The organism is Psychrobacter sp. GTC18467, from assembly GCF_055397455.1.
Genome location: NZ_AP038920.1, coordinates 516,101 through 533,981, shown reverse-complemented (window position 1 = coordinate 533,981; position 17,881 = coordinate 516,101). Strand labels below are relative to the sequence as shown.

The 17,881-nt window shown below is 45.2% G+C and carries 16 protein-coding genes and 1 tRNA gene; 15 read left to right on the top strand and 2 right to left on the bottom strand.

All coding sequences use genetic code 11. The features are described 5' to 3' along the window. Positions 1–77 precede the first annotated feature (77 nt). From ACZ5XY_RS02190 to ACZ5XY_RS02180, 3 genes are read left to right on the top strand one after another with little or no spacing between them, the layout of a single operon-like run. A complete protein-coding gene (locus ACZ5XY_RS02190; RefSeq protein WP_464742558.1) occupies positions 78–749 on the top strand; it encodes a glutathione S-transferase N-terminal domain-containing protein in 672 nt (223 codons plus the stop codon). Positions 750–782: 33 nt separating this feature from the next. After that, on the top strand, positions 783–1,028 hold the full coding sequence (locus ACZ5XY_RS02185; protein WP_464742556.1) for a hypothetical protein: 246 nt from the start codon (positions 783–785) through the stop codon (positions 1,026–1,028). Positions 1,029–1,057: 29 nt separating this feature from the next. Next, positions 1,058–2,113: an MBL fold metallo-hydrolase gene (locus tag ACZ5XY_RS02180; RefSeq protein WP_464742554.1), complete on the top strand. Its 1,056-nt coding sequence runs from the start codon at positions 1,058–1,060 to the stop codon at positions 2,111–2,113. Here the strand turns inward: ACZ5XY_RS02180 and ACZ5XY_RS02175 are convergent. Then, a complete protein-coding gene (locus ACZ5XY_RS02175; protein ID WP_464742552.1) occupies positions 2,110–3,111 on the bottom strand; it encodes an ATP-binding protein in 1,002 nt (333 codons plus the stop codon). The genes ACZ5XY_RS02180 and ACZ5XY_RS02175 overlap by 4 nt on opposite strands. A 78-nt stretch (positions 3,112–3,189) precedes the next feature. On the opposite strand from ACZ5XY_RS02175, the gene ACZ5XY_RS02170 reads away from it, so the two are divergent. Continuing rightward, a complete protein-coding gene (locus ACZ5XY_RS02170) occupies positions 3,190–4,134 on the top strand; it encodes a protein kinase domain-containing protein (RefSeq protein WP_464742550.1) in 945 nt (314 codons plus the stop codon). Positions 4,135–4,227: 93 nt separating this feature from the next. Here ACZ5XY_RS02170 and ACZ5XY_RS02165 read toward each other — a convergent pair. Further along, positions 4,228–4,312 (bottom strand) — tRNA-Leu (locus ACZ5XY_RS02165). A gap of 378 nt (positions 4,313–4,690) precedes the next feature. Here ACZ5XY_RS02165 and rimO point away from each other — a divergent pair. From rimO to lpxA, 11 genes are all read left to right on the top strand, one after another. Next, complete coding sequence (gene rimO / locus ACZ5XY_RS02160) at positions 4,691–6,223, top strand: 30S ribosomal protein S12 methylthiotransferase RimO (protein ID WP_464742548.1); 1,533 nt, start codon at positions 4,691–4,693, stop codon at positions 6,221–6,223. Positions 6,224–6,403: 180 nt separating this feature from the next. Beyond that, positions 6,404–7,129: a UMP kinase gene (pyrH, locus tag ACZ5XY_RS02155; protein WP_464742546.1), complete on the top strand. Its 726-nt coding sequence runs from the start codon at positions 6,404–6,406 to the stop codon at positions 7,127–7,129. An 82-nt stretch (positions 7,130–7,211) separates the two neighbouring features. Further along, positions 7,212–7,766 carry a ribosome recycling factor gene (frr, locus tag ACZ5XY_RS02150; RefSeq protein WP_464743696.1) on the top strand — a complete coding sequence of 185 codons (555 nt, stop codon included), beginning with the start codon at positions 7,212–7,214 and terminating at the stop codon, positions 7,764–7,766. Positions 7,767–7,981: 215 nt separating this feature from the next. After that, the gene (uppS, locus tag ACZ5XY_RS02145) at positions 7,982–8,749 is read left to right on the top strand and encodes a polyprenyl diphosphate synthase (protein WP_464742544.1); all 768 of its coding nucleotides are present in this window, start codon (positions 7,982–7,984) and stop codon (positions 8,747–8,749) included. A gap of 96 nt (positions 8,750–8,845) precedes the next feature. Continuing rightward, a complete protein-coding gene (locus ACZ5XY_RS02140) occupies positions 8,846–9,655 on the top strand; it encodes a phosphatidate cytidylyltransferase (RefSeq protein WP_464742542.1) in 810 nt (269 codons plus the stop codon). 68 nt (positions 9,656–9,723) lie between these two features. After that, a complete protein-coding gene (ispC, locus tag ACZ5XY_RS02135; protein ID WP_464742540.1) occupies positions 9,724–10,944 on the top strand; it encodes a 1-deoxy-D-xylulose-5-phosphate reductoisomerase in 1,221 nt (406 codons plus the stop codon). Positions 10,945–11,025: 81 nt separating this feature from the next. Further along, entirely contained in the window at positions 11,026–12,390 is a 1,365-nt protein-coding gene (gene rseP / locus ACZ5XY_RS02130; RefSeq protein WP_464743692.1) for an RIP metalloprotease RseP, read from the top strand. Between the two features lie 284 nt (positions 12,391–12,674). Then, positions 12,675–15,098, top strand: a complete 2,424-nt coding sequence (bamA, locus tag ACZ5XY_RS02125) for an outer membrane protein assembly factor BamA (protein WP_464742538.1) — start codon at positions 12,675–12,677, stop codon at positions 15,096–15,098. 74 nt (positions 15,099–15,172) lie between these two features. Continuing rightward, positions 15,173–16,189 (top strand): UDP-3-O-(3-hydroxymyristoyl)glucosamine N-acyltransferase, encoded by a 1,017-nt coding sequence (gene lpxD, locus ACZ5XY_RS02120; RefSeq protein ID WP_464743690.1) that lies wholly within the window; start codon positions 15,173–15,175, stop codon positions 16,187–16,189. Between the two features lie 199 nt (positions 16,190–16,388). Further along, a complete protein-coding gene (gene fabZ / locus ACZ5XY_RS02115; protein WP_464742536.1) occupies positions 16,389–16,901 on the top strand; it encodes a 3-hydroxyacyl-ACP dehydratase FabZ in 513 nt (170 codons plus the stop codon). Positions 16,902–16,952: 51 nt separating this feature from the next. Next, positions 16,953–17,732 carry an acyl-ACP--UDP-N-acetylglucosamine O-acyltransferase gene (gene lpxA / locus ACZ5XY_RS02110; RefSeq protein ID WP_464742534.1) on the top strand — a complete coding sequence of 260 codons (780 nt, stop codon included), beginning with the start codon at positions 16,953–16,955 and terminating at the stop codon, positions 17,730–17,732. Positions 17,733–17,881 lie beyond the last annotated feature (149 nt).

The following is a 17,881-nucleotide window of genomic DNA, read 5'->3' as shown; positions in this document are numbered from 1 at the left end:
CTGTTAAAGCCAAACGATTGCGCTATTATCCAAAGCAATTACTTTTTAACCTGATTTTTAGTTATTAGGATTTTATTATGCTGCAACTTCACCATTTAAGCCAATCGCGGTCATTTCGGATTTTGTGGTTGTTAGAAGAGTTGGGACTTGAGTATAAATTGAGCCGCTATGAGCGCAATCAAGCGTATCTTGCCCCCGATTGCCTTAAAAACATCCAGCCGCTAGGTCACGCGCCGATTTTAGAAGTCGATGGCAAGCCGCTGATTGAGTCAGGATTTATCATTGAATATTTGCTCAAGCATTTTGATAAAGACCATCAGTTTAAACCTGAGGACAGTGATGAAACGGCTTGGGAAAATTACACCTTTTGGTTGCATTTTGCTGAAGGGGCGCTGATGCCGACCTTGGTGATGCGCCTTGTGTTTACCAAAGTCGTTGATAAATCGCCGATGCTCATAAAGCCGATTAGTAAAGGCATTCAAAAGCAGGTTGAGCACAGCATGATTGCGGGCAATTTGGCTATCATGCTTGGAATGATGGAGCAGCACTTAAATGACAATCATTGGTTCGCCGGAGCAGGTTTTAGCGCGGCGGACGTTCAGATGTATTTTGCGGCAGCAGCGGCTAATGCCCAAGCGCCTTTTAACAATGCCCAATTTGCCAATATTTTAAACTGGATGAAACGCTGTCAAGCCCGCGACGCATTTCAAAAAGCCGAAGAAAAAGGCGGCAAATTGACGTTTCGTTAAATTTAATCAAAAATTTATGGAAAAAGGACAATTATGCAGGACCCAGTTTTTTCAAAGCCGCCAACACCGCCAAACGACAACATAAACGACAGCAAATTGCCCGAGCCGACGCCGATTGATGTTAAGTCTTGGCTGCAAAAATTATTGGTCGCCATTTTATGCGCGGTCAGCTTTTACGGCGGTTGGCGCGCGCATGAGTCAAACGTCGTCAAGCAGTGCCTAGCAAATGGGGGGCAATTGGACAATTCGGGTCAAGTGCTACTTTGCCAATCACCTTAATTTGTTCTAAGATAAATATCGGTAAAATTATGCTGAAATTAACGTTTTTAGGAACATCGGCAGGCGTTCCCACCAAATCGCGAAACGTCACTGCGCTTGCGGTTGAATGCCTGAACCCATTTGATAATAGCGCTAAAAAAAAGCGACCGTGGCTGCTCATCGATTGCGGCGAGGGCACTCAGCATCAACTGCTACAAACCAACTTGTCCGTTCATCAGCTTGCCGCGATTTGCATCACCCACGTTCATGGTGACCACTGTTACGGCTTACCGGGGCTGCTGGCAAGCGCGGCAATGTCCGGTCGAACCGCACCGTTAACTTTAATTGCACCAAAAGCTATTGCCAAGTTTTTGGATGCGCTGAGCTTAACCACCGAGCTTTATTTTCCGTTTGCCATTGAGTTTTTAGCGCTTGAAGATTTGCTTGCGCAGGACAAAACCGTCGATTTACCTTTTAGTCCTTATCATCAAGTAACTATTGATATTAATGCGCTTTCGCACCGCGTTGCCTCGTTTGGTTTTGGCATTTCGCAGATTGTGACTAAAAAAATGCTGAATAAAGAAAAACTGCTTGAAAATGGCATTGCACCGAGCGCAACTTGGGGAACGCTTCAGCAAGGTTTTGATGTCACCCTTGAAAACAACCAAATTTTAAAGGCAAATGACTATTTAATTACCGAAAAAATAAAAACTAAAATTGTTGTAGCAGGGGATAATGATACGCCAAGCTTACTTGCAAAAACGCTTGCCGATAGCAACCTATTAGTTCACGAAGCGACCTATTCAAGCAATATTTTGGCAAAAATAAAAGCTAAAAATTTGGACTTTGACCCGATGCACAGCAGCGCGCTTGAAGTGGGGCGTGCGGCTGAAAATTTTGGCGTAAACAACTTAATCTTGACCCATTTTAGCGCGCGCTATCAAGGCTTTGATGATGAAACAAGCGCCACACCCAATATGGCAACCATTCGCTTGGATACTAGGCAGGCTTATCAAGGCAACCTTTGGCTGGCAAAAGACTTTGCCCAATATTTGGTTGATGGGTCAAAAGCTGTTGATACCGTAGAGTATTTAGGTCAAGTTTAGCAAGAGCTTTCATCATCAAGCAATAATTTGGCTTGACCAATCCAAAAGCGGCTAAACTGATATGCCACGCGACCTGAGCGACCGCCGCGCTCCGACGCCCAGCGCAAGGCTTGCGATTTTAGCGAGTCGGTCAACGTAAATTGACCATCGTTAGCGCTTGCAATCACCTCATCAAGCGCAATTTTTTTATCCGCCGTATCCTTGATAATTTGCTGGCTTAAATAATGCGCCACGATTTGCAAATAGGTCTCTTGATTCATCGGATAAAACGACAGCCAAACGCCAAAGCGGTCGGACAGCGACACGGTCTCATCAATGGTTTCGTAAGGATTGACCTCGTCGGTTTGACCGTTATAAATGTTAAGGTTGTCTTTCATCAACTGCGGCAGCAAATGACGGCGGTTACTGGTGGCGTACACCAAAAGCTTGTCTTGCTCAGAATCGAGCGCGCCATCAAGGACGCTTTTAAGGGTTCGATAGCTTTCATCTTGACCATTAAATGCCAAATCATCGCAATAAACGATGTATCGGCAAGGGCAGTCGTTAGGCAACTCGTGAATGGCGGCGCGGATTTTATCCAGCACGAGCAAATCATCGCGGGCGACCTCAATCACGCGCAAGCCGTCTTTGTGATAGGCATGAAGTAGCGCCCGAATGAGCGATGATTTGCCCGCGCCGCGCGTTCCGGTCATCAGCACGTGGTTGGCAGGGTAGCCTTTTAAAAACTGGCGCGTGTTTTGCTCAAGCTTGGCTTTTTGCTTGTCGATGCCTTGCAAATCATCAAGGCTCACAAATAAATTGACCGTGAGCGGCTCTAAATGCCCCGTTTGACCGCCAACCCAGCGATAGGCCAATTGCTCGGGGTCAATGCTGATTTTTGGGGTCACGTGCTGCGCCAAATAGTTTTCAAGCAGCGCCAAAATAGGCGCGGGAAGGGCGTAATGGCTTGCGTTAAAATCAATATTGCCGCTGCCTTCTAATACTGGATTGAAGCTCATAATCCCTCACTGACTTAAAAATTGGCTTATAGTATAGCGGACTTTAACTGCAATTTTAACCAAAGTGTAATCGCAATAATGAACAAAAATGTTATTCAGCAAAACGAGGCTTTAGAAATAAAAAAACTAAATTCAAAAGCTGAATTGGAATATAGAGCCGCTCAACTTTTGCCAACGTTAACCAAAGAATTTCACGATTTTGGTTATTTAAATATCTGCCATCAACGCCTTGGTCAGCAAAAGGATAATTTTTCAAGTTATCAAGGGTTGAGTAAAGCGGAGCATTTAGACTTTGGAACCGTGATGATTAAATGGTCATTGTCACCGCAAAATTTTTCTGAACTGTCCCACGAAATTACTATTTTAAAAACGTTATCAAATTTAGAAAAATTATCAAAAATCGTTCCAAAATTATTAGCTGTCAAAAGTAGTAGCTTTATTTTTTTAGAGAACACTTATCAGCTTGAATTTTTGGTGATGCCTTATTTTGCAAGTTCATTAAATAAGCAAATTAAGCTGCCGCTTAGTTTTGAACAAAAGCAAAAATTAATTTTAACAAGCGCTCAACTGATTAACAGCTTTCATCAAATCGGTTGGATTCATGGCGATATAAAACCAAGCAATATCTTAATTGATGATAGTAAAGACGAGCTGCAATTATTCTTAACCGATTTTGCGTTATCAAAGCAACTTAGCGATAACAAAAGTTTAAACGTTTCTGGAACGCCCGCGTATTTAGCGCCTGAATGTTGGCAGGGAGGCGGGCTTAGCTTGCAAAGTGATATTTATGCGTTTGGGGTGATGGTGTTTGAAATATTGACGGCAAAGCGCGCCTTTAGCATTGATAAGTCAAATCCAAATTATGCGAAAGCTTGGGCGACGGCTCACTGCCAAAACCCAATTCCAACATTGCCAGTTGATTATCAACAATACCAACTTATCATCAATAAAGCCTTAGCAAAACGGCAAGCGCAGCGCTATCAAAGCATGAGCAAGATTATTGAAGACTTACGACAATTTTAAAAGGAGCGGGATAAGGGTGGGAAAGGTCAAATTTTAGACATAAAAAAACCTGCTAATTAGCAGGAGTTTTACCTAAGCGTCACTATCGAAAAATGGTGGGGCTGGAGAGACTCGAACTCTCACACCTCTCGGCGCCAGAACCTAAATCTGGTGCGTCTACCAATTCCGCCACAGCCCCATTTGTCAGTTTATCTTAGCAGCGATATGAAGTCATCGCAAGAAGATAAGTAACTGATTCGGTAGTGCGTCTCAGTGGTTGCTCATTATATAGAGTTTTAAATGCTTGGCAAGCCCTTTTTGCAATTAATTTTAAAATAATTAGCAATTTTTTGCTAAAATATTGAAATTAAAATATTTTTTAAAGTAACTTTTTTCAAAAAGTGAGGGTTTGGTTTTGGTTGAAAACTACTCAAAAACGCTGAAATCCGCCTTTAATTTGCTAATTTCCACCCAATTTTAAGCATTAAATCAAGTGCTTAGCGAATAAATTGTGGCGATTGAATTAAAAAAAACGTACAATGCGCCAAGCTTTACTCACTTGCAATCAAGGTTCGCCATGTCTAATCCTCAAAGCCAAACCGTAAATGACCAATCGCCGTTAACCGACAGCGTGACGATGTTTCATCCACAAAAAAGCAGCGATACGCCGTATCATCATAAAGCCAATCACAACCAAAACCGCAGTATTGGGCAAAGCGCCCAGTCTAGGACGGAACAGGGCGCGGATTTGGCGGCGGCATTGTCAGGAAATGGCGCGCCCAAAATTGGCTTTGTGTCGCTTGGTTGCCCAAAAGCGCTGGTCGATAGCGAGCGCATCATCACCGAGCTTAGCCGCGATGGTTATCAAGTTGCCAAAGATTACGACGGCGCAGATTTGGTGGTGGTCAATACTTGCGGCTTTATTGAGTCAGCAGTTCAAGAGTCGCTCGATGCCATCGGCGAGGCGATTAACAAAAATGGCAAGGTGATTGTGACCGGCTGCTTAGGTAAAGAGGCAGAAAAAATCCGCGAAATGCATCCGGCAGTTTTGGCAGTGACGGGCGCTCATGCTTATGACGAGGTGATTACCGCAGTATCAAAGCATGTTCCGAAACCTGTCAGTTTGGATAAAACTTATGACCCAAAAATTGATTTAATCAATGACGCGGGAATTAAGCTGACCCCAAGCCATTACGCTTATCTTAAGATTTCAGAGGGCTGCAACCACCGCTGCACCTTTTGTATTATCCCAAGCCTTCGCGGCGATTTGGTATCGCGCCCGATTGATAGCGTGATGAATGAAGCGCTTGCTTTAAAAAACGCTGGCGTGAAAGAATTGCTCATTATTTCGCAAGACACCTCAGCTTATGGTGTTGATTTAAAGTACAAAACCAGCTTTTGGAATGGTATGCCGCTTAAATCCAAATTTTTTGATTTGTGTCAAGCGCTAAACCAACTTGGTATTTGGGTGCGCTTGCATTACGTTTATCCCTATCCGCATGTGGATAATGTGGTCGCGCTTATGAGTGAAAAAAAGCTGCTGCCGTATCTGGATATTCCTTTTCAGCATGCCAGCCCAAGCGTATTAAAAGCGATGAAACGACCGGCGCATAGCGAAAATACACTGGCGCGGATTAAGGCGTGGCGCGAGCTTTGCCCTGATATTGTGATTCGCTCTACCTTTGTGGTTGGCTTTCCAGGGGAGACGGAAGCGGACTTTGAATATTTGCTTGATTGGCTCAAAGAGGCGCGACTTGACCGCGTGGGCGCGTTTACTTATTCCGAAGTTGAAGGCGCGGTGGCGAACGCGTTGCCAAATCCTGTTCCCGAAAATGTTAAGCAAGAGCGCTATGAGCGCTTAATGGCGCTGCAACAAGCCATTTCTGCTGAAAAATTGCAAGAAAAGGTCGGTAAAACGCTAACCGTTTTGGTCGATGAAATTGATTTGGAGGAAAGTATTGCCATTTGCCGAAGCTTTGCTGATGCTCCTGAAATTGACGGTCATGTTTATGTGGATGACATTGATGGCTCGGTTAAAGCCGGTCAGTTTTTAACCGTAACCATTGATGAAGCCAGTGAGTACGATTTGTTTGCAAGCTTTGACGGCTAAAGGCAAAAATTTTGCGCCAAATCAACGCAGATTTTGCTACAATTGGCGCAATTTATCTGCCCACAGCGAAATCGCTTGCATGGTTTTTACCATTGCTTGCGGCATCATGCAGCTTGGAATTGGATAATTGGCTGATATCTATTTTTATCGTGGTTGTTATTTTCTTAAAAAGGTGCTCTCATGTCTGACAAAAATCCCCAATTTGCGCGTATTTTGCTTAAACTTTCAGGCGAGGCGTTAGCCGGCGGCAAAGGGATGGGCATTGATAGCGAGGTCTTGGACAAAATGAGCCTGTCCATCGCTCACCTTTGCGGTCTTGGCGTTCAGGTCGGCATCGTGGTTGGTGGCGGTAACCTTTATCGCGGCTCGCAATTACAAAAAGAGGGCTTGGTGGGTCGCGTGACGGGCGACCAAATGGGAATGCTAGCCACCGTGATGAACGGTCTTGCCATGCGCGATGCGCTTGAGCGCCGAAATATCAAAACGCGAATCATGTCAGCATTGCCGATTGGCGAGGTGACCGAAAGCTACAGCAGCCGAAACGCCATCCGCTACCTTAAAAACGGTGAGGTTTGCATTTTTGTTGCCGGAACGGGAAATCCATTTTTCACCACCGATACCGCCGCTTGCTTACGCGGGATTGAAATTGAAGCCGGTTTGATTTTAAAAGCCACCAAAGTTGACGGCGTTTATGATAAAGACCCAAGCCTGCATAGCGATGCGGTCAAATACGACGGTCTGACCTTTGATGAAGTGCTTGAGCAAAAGCTTGGGGTAATGGATTTAACCGCCATTGCCTTATGCCGCGAGCACAATGTTCCGCTGCAAGTGTTTGATATGAATAAGCCTAATGCACTGCTCAATGTCGTGATGGGCGAAAATGAAGGCACTCGCGTTTATCATTAACGCCGCCTTTGGCAAATTTTTTCAAGATTAATTTTAAATGTTAAATAAATGAATGTTAACCGACTAACATTAAGGATTTATGATGATTAAAGAGATTAAGCAAGACGGCGAAGCGCGGATGCAAAAAACCATCGAGGCGCTTGAAAATACCTTTAGTAAAGTCCGTACCGGCCGCGCCCACCCTGGGATGCTGTCAGGCGTTATGGTCAGCTACTATGGCTCAGATACACCGCTCAATCAAGTAGCCAGCGTTAACGTTGAAGACTCAAGAACGCTATTGGTTCAGCCGTTTGACCGCACCATGGTTCAAGCGGTTGACAAAGCGATTCGTGAGGCGGATTTGGGACTCAACCCCATGACCGCCGATGTGATTCGCGTTCCAATGCCAGCTTTAACCGAAGACACCCGCCGTGATATGCAAAAATTGGCTCGCGGTGAAGCGGAAAATAGCCGCGTTTCGATTCGCAATATCCGCCGCGATATGATGAACGACATCAAAGACTTGGCAAAAGAAAAAGAAATTTCAGAAGATGACGAGCGCCGCGCGGGTGATGATATCCAAAAGCTGACGGATAAATATATCGCCAGCATCGACAGCAAGCTTGAGAAAAAAGAAGCGGACTTGATGGAAGTTTAAGCTTTCGCTTTTATTAAAACGCCTGTTAACTTGTTTGGTAAACAGCCAATAGTTTGGTGCTATTGGCTGTTTTTTTAAATCAAGCTGCTAGGTTAATTATGATAAATTAATGAAAATTCGCGCCTGAACTTTTTAATGAAGCTAATAAGCTTTATTATAATTGCAATGTCCACCACTGATTCACTTTTTAATTTTTACCACTAAAAGCTGCCCTTATGACTCTACCAACTTCGCACTCAAACACCGTTCTTCCGCGCCATATTGCTATTATTATGGATGGCAACAACCGCTATGGCAAAGCGCACCGCTTGGCAAGTGGTGGCGGTCATATTGCCGGAAAAGACGCGCTTGACCCTGTGGTTGAGTATTGCCGCGAGGTGGGCGTTGAGGTGTTGACCGTATTTGCCTTTTCCAGTGAAAATTGGCAACGCCCTGCCAATGAAGTTGCGCTGTTAATGCAGCTGCTGTCTTTGACCATTGATGAGCAGTTGCCAAGGATGATGCAGTTTGAAATTCGGCTGCGCTTTATTGGTGACCGCTCAAAATTAAGTCTTAATTTGCAGCAAAAAATGGCGGCTGCTGAAGAAAAAACGGCACAGTTCACCAAAATGTCACTGGTGATTGCCATCAGCTACGGCGGTCAGTGGGATTTGGCAAATGCTGCAAAACAGCTTGCCGAGAAGCTTCAAATCGGTGAAATTACCCTTGACGATATTAACAAAGAAAGCTTAGGGCAGCACGTTCAGCTTAACGATGCGCCGCCAGTGGATATGCTGATTCGAACCGGCGGTGATTTTCGCTTGTCCAATTTTTTATTGTGGCAGTCGGCTTATGCAGAGCTGTTTTTTACCCAAACGCTTTGGCCAGATTTTACCGATAAAGAGCTTGCGGCAATGGTCACCGAGTTTGCTCAGCGTCAGCGCCGCTTTGGCAAAACCAGCGAACAAGTCGCGCTTCAACAGCAGCAAGCCGACCCAAGCTGACCTTAACATAAGCTAAGCGAATTGCCGCTCAATTTCAGCAGCAGCGCAATTAGCTGCTATAATGGCAAATTTTAAGGATATCGTTAAGGTGCGCTGATGTGGCAACGGATTAAAACCGCCATCGTATTGGTTATTATTGTAGGGATTGCCTTATTTGCAAGTGGCTCACCTATTTTGATAGTGCCGCTATTGGCAGTTGGCGCAGGAATTTCAGCGTTTGAGTGGTCAAAGCTGATGCCCCATTGGCAGCAACCTTGGGCATTTGTGGCATTAGTTTTGGTGCTGACCTTGGTGTCATTGTCGATTCCAAGCTCTTGGGTCGTTTGGTGGGCGTTATCCGTGGTCATTTGGCTGTTTGCGCTGATTTGGGTGCAAAATTTCCCCAATCAGACGACATGGTACGATAAAAAACTTGCCGTTATCGGTGCTATCGTTCTCACCGCCGCCATTACTGCCATGTTTGATTTGTGGCAGTTGTCGCCTTGGTGGCTGCTTTACGTGTTTTTATTGGTTTGGTGTGCGGACAGCGGCGCGTATTTTGTGGGTCGCAAACTTGGTCGCCGCAAAATGGCGCCGCGCGTGTCGCCCAACAAAAGCATGGAAGGCTTGGCAGGTGGTCTTGTTACCGGACTTTTCGTTGTTATTGTGATTAGCGTGTTTAAATTGCAACTGTCAGGACTTGCGCTTATCAGCTTTGTGGCATTATCCGCCATGACCATTTTGGCATCAGTATTGGGCGATTTGTTTGAATCAATGCTCAAGCGGCAAGCCGGCGTCAAAGATTCAGGAACCATCTTGCCCGGTCACGGCGGCGTTCTTGACCGCATTGACTCGCTATTGTCTGCCATGCCGATTTTTGCGCTTGGCTTTTGGGCATTGCAGCATTTTGGCATTTTAACGCTTTAACCGATACTGTTTAAAACTATTAAAAAATTAGCTAAAAATAAAATTTAATCAATGAGATAGCAGCGCTGATGATAAGTGATAAAAAATTGACAAAGCCGCAAATCGCCGTTCTTGGGGCAACGGGCTCTATTGGGGACAGCACCCTTGCGATATTGGCGGCGCACCCTGAATCTTATGACGTTTTTGCCTTGTCAGGGTATCATCAGCTGGATAAATTGCTTGAGCTTTGCCAAAAGTTTCGCCCCAAGCGCGTTTGCGTTCCAGAAGAAAATGTCGATGAATTTGCCAAGCTTCTTAAGGGCAATCATCTAAATATTGACATTGTCAGCGGTCAGCAAGGCCTGATTGATATTGCCACCGACAGCCAAACAGATATTGTGGTTGCCGCCATTGTTGGCGCGGCAGGACTGCCATCAACACTTGCTGCTGCCAAAGCTGGAAAGCGCATTTTACTTGCCAATAAAGAGGCGCTGGTGATGGCAGGGCAATTGATGATTGATGCGGTAAAATCGCACCATGCTACGCTGTTGCCGATCGACTCTGAGCACAACGCTATTTTTCAATGCTTGCCTACGCAAATTCAATCTGAGCGCGCTCAAATTCATCAAGGCTGCTTTGGCGTTCGCAGGCTTTGGCTGACGGCGTCCGGTGGCCCTTTTTTAAATAAAAGCTTTGCGCAAATGCAAAAAGCAAATGTTGCCGAGGCGGTCAATCATCCCAATTGGTCCATGGGGCAAAAAATCTCGGTTGATTCAGCAACAATGATGAATAAAGGTCTTGAATTAATCGAAGCTTGCTATTTGTTTGATTTGCCTGAAGATAAAATCAACGTTGCCATTCATCCGCAAAGCATTATTCACTCGATGGTGGAATATAACGACGGCAGTTTTTTAGCTCAGCTTGGCAGCCCTGATATGAAAACGCCGATTGCTCATGCCTTAGCTTACCCAAATCGCATCGACAGCGGCGCTCCGCCGTTGGATTTATTTACGTTAAGCGCGCTTGAATTTATCCGACCTGATGAGCAAAAATTTGCTTGTTTAAAGCTTGCTCGCGAGGCGATGAAATCTGGAAATGGCGCGACTATTGTGTTAAATGCTGCCAATGAAATCGCCGTTGAGGCGTTTTTAAATGGTCAGCTTGGGTTAACGCAAATTGCCGAAATTAATGAGCAAACGCTGTTGTCATTGCCTGAAACGCTGCCAAAAAACGCCGATATCGACGATATTTTAGCCATCGATGCCAAAGCTCGCTATCTTGCGCAAAACTTAATTGCAAAAGCGCAGTGATGCCACAATAAAAGCGCTACTATAGTCAGGCAGCGCCATAAATTGCTGCTTGGTCAATGATAAGGGTGATAACGCTTTATGATGACGTTTTTATTGACACTGCTTGCCGCGATTTTGATTTTAGGACCACTGGTGGCGCTGCACGAGTGGGGACATTTTATTGTGGCAAGGCTTTGCGGCATTAAGGTTTTGACGTATTCAATCGGTTTTGGTCCTAAACTGTTTGGCTGGACGAGCAAAAAAAGCGGCATTGATTACCGCATTTCCGCGCTTCCTTTGGGTGGTTATGTCAAAATGCTTGATGAGCGTGAGGGTGAGGTTGCCGAGCACGAGCAGCATTTGGCGTTTAACCGTCAGCATCCGTTAAAAAAAATCGCCGTGGTTGCCGCAGGGCCGTTGATGAATTTTGTCATTGCCATTTTTTTATTTTGGGTGCTGTTTTTGACGCCCTCAGAGCAGCTTGCCACCAAAATCGGCGAGGTGTTGCCAAACTCTCCGGCAGCAGTGGCAAAGCTTCCGGTCGGCGACACCATCGTAGCTATTGACGGTCATGAGGTGGCAACTTGGGAAGCCATTAATTACCGCTTAGCCGATAAAATGGGCGAGACCACCAACGTCAACGTCACTTTAAAGCCGGATAACAGCCATGCAACGACTTATCCGGTGGCAATCAATCGCTTTATGCAAGAAAAAGACGGCGTTGATGCGCTCACCAGCTTTGGGATGCTCCCTTGGCAGCCAAAAATTGCCCCTGTCATTGGCAAGCTTGCACCCGATGGGGCAGCGGCGCGTCAAGGGTTAAAAGTCGGCGACACCATCACCGCCATTAATGACACACCCATTAACGATTGGCTTAGCGCCACGCGAATTATCCGCGACCATCCTGAAGTACTGCTCAATGTTCAAGTGATGAGAGACAATCAGCCGGTTAATTTACAAATCATGCCGCAGGGTAAAAAAGACAATTTGGGGCACGTTTACGGTCAAATTGGCGCGATGGTCGCGCAAACGGACATTGTTATTCCCGATGCCTATAAAACGACGGTTCAATATGGCGCAGGTGAAGCCTTAGTTCAGTCGTTTGCCAAAACTGAGCAGCTTGCGGTGATGACGCTCAGCTCCATGGGCAAAATGATTTCAGGGATGATTGGTCTTGAAAATTTATCAGGTCCTATTACTATTGCTAAAGTTGCCAAGCAAAGCTTTGACATCAGTTGGCAAATGGTGTTATCAACCGCCGCACTGATTAGCTTAAGCCTTGCGGTGTTAAACTTACTGCCGATTCCGGTACTTGATGGTGGTCATTTGGTGTATTATGTCATCGAGCATGTTCGCGGCAAACCGCTTTCTGAGGGCGTTCAGCTTGTCGGGCTAAATATTGGTCTTCTTTTGCTGGCAGGTTTCATGGTGTTAGCAATTGGTAATGATATTAGTCGCCTGTTTTAATCTTCGTATTGGGCTGATTTTAAGCGAGCAATGATAACTTGGCGCTTTGGGCGGCATATCCTTAGCATGAGCCAATTATTTTAATGTAAAAGTCAGTTCTTCTTTAGTTTTAAGCACTATACTAACGGTAAGTTTTAGTTTATTTTATGCTACGTTTTATATAATTTACAATTTTGGTTTTTTAGTTGGCTGTTGGACATTCCAAAATTTCGGTTAAGCTTGGGGCTTTACAAGCCAAACGTTTTGCCTTAATTTAAGCCAAGTTTTTTTGACGGACAGTGTTTATGCGAACGCCTTTAATTATGAGCGCGGCGGTGTTGCCGCTTGTGGCAGCCTTGAGTGTTCCGGCTCAAGCCGCCAATTTTGTGGTATCAGACATCAGCTTTTTGGGGCTCAAGCGACTCACCGCCGACAGCCTTTATCCCGTTTTGCCCATCTCTGTTGGCGACACCGTTAACGACGAGCGCTTAGCTGCCAGTATTAAAGCGCTTTATGCCACCGAAAATTTTGCCAATATCCAAAGCAAAGTTGATGGCTCAAAGCTCATTTTTGAGGTCGTTGAGCGCCCCATCATCGCTGAGGTAAACTTTGAAGGCAATAAGCTCATTCCCAAAGAAGGCTTAACTCAAGGCTTAAAAAACGCAGGGCTTGCAGTTGGTGACGTGTTAAAGCAAGCCACTTTGCTTGGGGTAGCTAACGAGCTTCAGCAGCAATATATCAGCCAAGGCTACTATAATAGCGACATCGAAGTTGACCAAACGCTACTTGATGGCAACCGCGTTAAGCTTGATATTCGCTTTATTGAAGGCAAACCTGCCAAAGTCGTTGACATTAACGTGATTGGCAATAAGCACTTTAGTGATTCAAAAATCAAAGATGTTTTTGCGGTGAAAGAGTCCTCTTGGACGCGCTTGCTATCAAAGTCTGACCGCTATGCCAAAGAAAAGCTTGCCGCAAGCCTTGAAAATTTAAAAGCGTTATACCTTAATGACGGTTTTGTACGTTTTGATGTGAATAATGCGGTATTAAACATCAGCGAAGACAAGCGCAGCGTCTTTATTGAAGTGAGCATCAGCGAAGGCGAGCAGTACAAGTTTGGGCAAATCAACTTTTTAGGAAAGCCTACTTTTGAAACCAGTGAGCTGCAAAATCTGGTCACTTTTGCGCCAAATGAGCAGTATTCGCAAGCCAAACTTGACGCCACCACTGCCGCGCTTAAAAGCCGCTATGGCAATGAAGGCTACTATTTAGCGCAAATCCGCCCTGTACCAAGAATTAATGATGAAACTCGCGTCGTGGATATCGATTATTACATTGATCCTGCGCGGCCTATTTACGTTCGCCGAATTAACTTTAACGGCAACCTTCGCACCAAAGACGAAGTCCTTCGCCGTGAAATGCGTCAGTTAGAAGGGGCGTTGGCATCGAACGAAAAAATTCAGCTGTCAAGAACGCGATTGATGCGAACTGGATTTTTCAAAACGGTTAACGTTGATGTCAAACCGGTTCCAAACCAGCCCGATCAAGTCGATGTGAATTATACGGTCGAAGAGCAGCCTTCAGGAAGCGCTCAAGTTGCAGCCGGTTACTCTCAAAGCGGCGGGGTGACCTTTCAGGTTGATTTGTCCCAAAATAACTTTATGGGAACAGGAAACCGCGTAAAAGCGGCGTTATCGCGCTCAGAAACGCGCGACTCATATAGCTTGGGCTATACCGACCCTTACTTTACCGAAAATGGCGTATCACAAGGCGTCAGCGCTTATTACCGCAATACCAAATACGATGACCGTAACGTCAGCAACTATGTCACCGACTCGTATGGGGCGACCTTAAACTACAGCTATCCGGTCGATGAAACCAAACGCGTTAGCGCAGGCTTCAACTATGACAATACTACCGTTCGTGGCGGTCGTAACTTGGGCGTATCAAACGTTCAACAAATCATTGATGATGGCGGTAGCGTTGAAACGTATACCAATGACAATGGCGAACAAATCAAAGGCATCGGCAGCTTTAAAAATGACTATGACACCTACAACTTGCTCTTAGGCTGGGATTATAGCACCCTTGATCGCCCTGTTTTCCCAACCAAAGGCATGAGTCATGCCGTTGATGCCACCATTGGTTTAGGGGATGCCAGCTACCAAAAAGTCATTTATCGTGGTAATGTATACTACCCAATTTATAAAGACTGGGTGGCTCGCGGTTATACCAAGCTTGGCTATGGTAACGATTTACCGTTTTATGAAAACTTTTATGCCGGCGGCTACGGTTCGGTTCGTGGTTATGAGTCTTCAAGTCTTGGACCACGATCTAAAGCTTATTATGATGCGATCAATGGTTTAGATCGACTTCGTGATGAAGAAGTTGGCGGAAACGCGCTGGTGACCTTTGGTTCTGAGCTGATTTTACCGATGCCATTTAAAGGCGATTGGGCAGATCAAGTTCGCCCTGTGGTGTTCTTTGAAGGCGGTCAGGTTTTTGATACTACCGATAAAGAAAATCGCACCTTTGTTGATCCAGTTTCTGGCGAAAATAAAGGTATTCCGCTCTTGACTCAAGATAAAGACTTGCGCTTTAGTGCCGGAGCGGGCATCACTTGGTATACCCCTATTGGTCCCATTTCGCTGAGTTATGCCATGCCTATCGGTGACAAAGAGGGTGATGAAACCGAACACGTTCAGTTTCAGATTGGTAGCACTTTCTAAGCCCAGTCATTTAGGATAAAAGTTCAAGCCCAACGATTGGGCTTGATTGTTATTTATACTGATACTATTAAATGATGATAACCCTTAAACAACTGATTGCAAAAATTGAGCAGCGCCAACCGGTGCTAAATAAAGCCAAGCTGAGCGCTGCTATGCTGAACCAAAAGCTTTGCGGGGTGGGCAGTTTATCTCATGCTAAAGCTGATGAAATCAGCTTTTTATCAAGCGCCCAGTTTGAAGCAAGCATTAAAAATAGCCGTGCTGCTGCCATTTTAGTAATACCAAAGCATGAGGCGTTAGTACCAGCATCCAGTACGGCATTGGTCGTTGCCGATCCGTATTTGGCGTATGCCAGTAGCAGTCAGCTGTTTGCCTATCAACCAAATGGCGGCAATGTTCACCCATCAGCGGTAATCGCAGACAGCGCGGTCATTGGTCAAAACGTCAGCGTTGGTGCGTTTTGCGTCATTGGTGAAAACGTTGTTATTGGTAATGGAACTTGTCTTGATGCTCACGTCGTTATTGAAGATGGCGTGACTATTGGTCAGCACACCGTCATCAAATCTCATGTGACGATTGCCCATCACTGCATTATTGGTGATTTTGTTCGCCTGCACTTTGGCGTGAGTATCGGCTCAGAAGGTTTTGGCTTTGCCGCGACCAATGACCGTAGCAAGCTTGGTTGGGAGCGCATTGCTCAGCTTGGTCGGGTCGTGATTGGCAATCATGTGCGAATCGGTAGCCAGACTTGTATTGATCGCGGCGCGGTTGATGATACGGTCATTGGCAATCATGTGATCATTGATAACTTGGTGCAAATCGCTCACAATGTCAAAATCGGCGACGGCACTGCGATTGCCGCCAAAACGGGAATTGCCGGCAGCACCACCATTGGCAAACGCTGCATTATTGGCGGAGCCGTTGGGATTAATGGTCACATTACAATTTGTGATGATGTGACTTTATCAGCAATGACCATGGTGACCAAGTCGATTAAAACCGCAGGGGCTTATTCCTCGGGAACCTCTGCCATGCCAACGCCAAATTGGCGCCGCGCCGCGGTTCGCTTTCGCAAACTTGGTGATAAATAAACTTAAGTAGTCATCACAAAATTTAATACGCAAAACTTTAAAATTTTAACCTGATTTTTTAATCAGTAGTTAAATAAAAAATATTTTAACTAGCATTTTAGCAAGCTAAGATTTATTGTTAAAATTGCTCAATAAATTTTAAGATTTAAAATAACAGATTGCCAATTTACTCTTAGCCTGCCATAGCAAGGAAGCCTTTATGAGCGCCAATGACATTAAAAATTTAACTGACGATGATATCAAAAGCTTAGCGGAACAAGGCTTAACGCTACCGCTAACTTACCATACGCTAAAACACTATTTGCCGCACCGCTATCCATTTATGCTGGTGGACAAAGTGGTCGCTTGTAAGCCGGGCGAGTGCATTACGGGCATTAAAAACGTGACCATAAATGAAGAGTTTTTTAATGGTCATTTTCCCGATGAGCCGATTATGCCAGGGGTGTTGATGGTTGAGGCAATGGCGCAAGTTTCAGGCGTTCTTGGATTTATCAGCGCAGGGATGACCGCAGAAGACGGTTATTTGTATTTGTTTGCAGGGGTGGATAAAGTCCGCTTTAAGCGCCGTGTGATTCCCGGTGACCAACTGATTATTCGCTCAACGCTCAAAATGCAAAAGCGCGGTATTTATAAGTTTGATTGCAGCGTTCATGTCGAAGATGAGCTTGCTGCCAGCGCTGAAGTGATGATTGCGCGCCAAGCTCAGTCATGATTGCTTGCTTGACGTATCTTTTTAACAACCGATGATATCAAGGTCTGTATTATGAGTCAGATTCACCCAACGGCACTCATTTCACCCACTGCCACCATCGATGATTTAGCGGTGATTGGTCCTTATTGTATCATCGGCGATGAGGTCAGCATTGGCGCAGGAACGACCCTGTTGCGCCATGTGGTGGTATCCAAGCTTACCAAAATTGGCAAAAACAACACCATTTATCAATTTGCGAGCATCGGTGAGGATTGCCAAGATTTAAAATACAATGGCGAGCGTACTTGGCTTGAAATTGGCGATAACAATACCATTCGCGAAGCTTGTAGCCTACATCGGGGTACGGTTCAAGACAACGGGCTGACTAAGATTGGCAGTCACAATTTGTTTATGGTTAACACGCATATTGCTCATGATTGTATGATTGGCGACCATAATATTTTAGCCAATAATGTCGGTGTCGCCGGTCACGTCCATATCGGCAACCATACCATTATCGGCGGTAATTCAGGCATCCATCAGTTTTGCCGCGTTGATGATTATAGCTTAATTGGCGGGGCAAGCTTGGTTTTAAAAGACGTGGCGGCTTTTACGATGGTATCAGGAAATCCTGCCCACACGCATGGGCTGAACGTTGAGGGCATGCGCCGAAAAGAGTGGTCAGCGGCAACGATTGAGGTGCTGCGACAAGCTTATAAAGTGATTTTTCGCTCGGGAATGACTACCCAACAAGCTTTAGAAGTTTTGCAAAATGAGCTGTTGCCAAAAGAGCCAAAAGTTCAAATGCTGATTGACTCGCTCACCCAAAGCAACCGCGGGGTGGTTCGTTAATTCCTAAACTCCCACAATAGTTTGTAAAATAGTCCAAATATTATCCATTTTATAAAAAGCCATGACAATCAGTTATGGTTTTTTTATATCATTATATTGACAAGCCTGCAAAGTTAACAGAAACTTACGGTAAATAGGAGGTGGGTAAC

Excerpts from the sequence above, each read along its gene's own strand:
- uppS (WP_464742544.1), top strand. The coding sequence starts at position 7,982 with ATGACTCTACCAACTTCGCACTCAAACACCGTTCTTCCGCGCCATATT.
- ACZ5XY_RS02175 (WP_464742552.1), bottom strand. The coding sequence starts at position 3,111 with ATGAGCTTCAATCCAGTATTAGAAGGCAGCGGCAATATTGATTTTAAC.
- lpxA (WP_464742534.1), top strand. The coding sequence starts at position 16,953 with ATGAGTCAGATTCACCCAACGGCACTCATTTCACCCACTGCCACCATC.
- ispC (WP_464742540.1), top strand. The coding sequence starts at position 9,724 with ATGATAAGTGATAAAAAATTGACAAAGCCGCAAATCGCCGTTCTTGGG.
- rimO (WP_464742548.1), top strand. The coding sequence starts at position 4,691 with ATGTCTAATCCTCAAAGCCAAACCGTAAATGACCAATCGCCGTTAACC.
- ACZ5XY_RS02185 (WP_464742556.1), top strand. The coding sequence starts at position 783 with ATGCAGGACCCAGTTTTTTCAAAGCCGCCAACACCGCCAAACGACAAC.
- ACZ5XY_RS02190 (WP_464742558.1), top strand. The coding sequence starts at position 78 with ATGCTGCAACTTCACCATTTAAGCCAATCGCGGTCATTTCGGATTTTG.
- ACZ5XY_RS02180 (WP_464742554.1), top strand. The coding sequence starts at position 1,058 with ATGCTGAAATTAACGTTTTTAGGAACATCGGCAGGCGTTCCCACCAAA.
- ACZ5XY_RS02140 (WP_464742542.1), top strand. The coding sequence starts at position 8,846 with ATGTGGCAACGGATTAAAACCGCCATCGTATTGGTTATTATTGTAGGG.
- lpxD (WP_464743690.1), top strand. The coding sequence starts at position 15,173 with ATGATAACCCTTAAACAACTGATTGCAAAAATTGAGCAGCGCCAACCG.
- rseP (WP_464743692.1), top strand. The coding sequence starts at position 11,026 with ATGACGTTTTTATTGACACTGCTTGCCGCGATTTTGATTTTAGGACCA.
- bamA (WP_464742538.1), top strand. The coding sequence starts at position 12,675 with ATGCGAACGCCTTTAATTATGAGCGCGGCGGTGTTGCCGCTTGTGGCA.
- pyrH (WP_464742546.1), top strand. The coding sequence starts at position 6,404 with ATGTCTGACAAAAATCCCCAATTTGCGCGTATTTTGCTTAAACTTTCA.
- frr (WP_464743696.1), top strand. The coding sequence starts at position 7,212 with ATGATTAAAGAGATTAAGCAAGACGGCGAAGCGCGGATGCAAAAAACC.
- ACZ5XY_RS02170 (WP_464742550.1), top strand. The coding sequence starts at position 3,190 with ATGAACAAAAATGTTATTCAGCAAAACGAGGCTTTAGAAATAAAAAAA.
- fabZ (WP_464742536.1), top strand. The coding sequence starts at position 16,389 with ATGAGCGCCAATGACATTAAAAATTTAACTGACGATGATATCAAAAGC.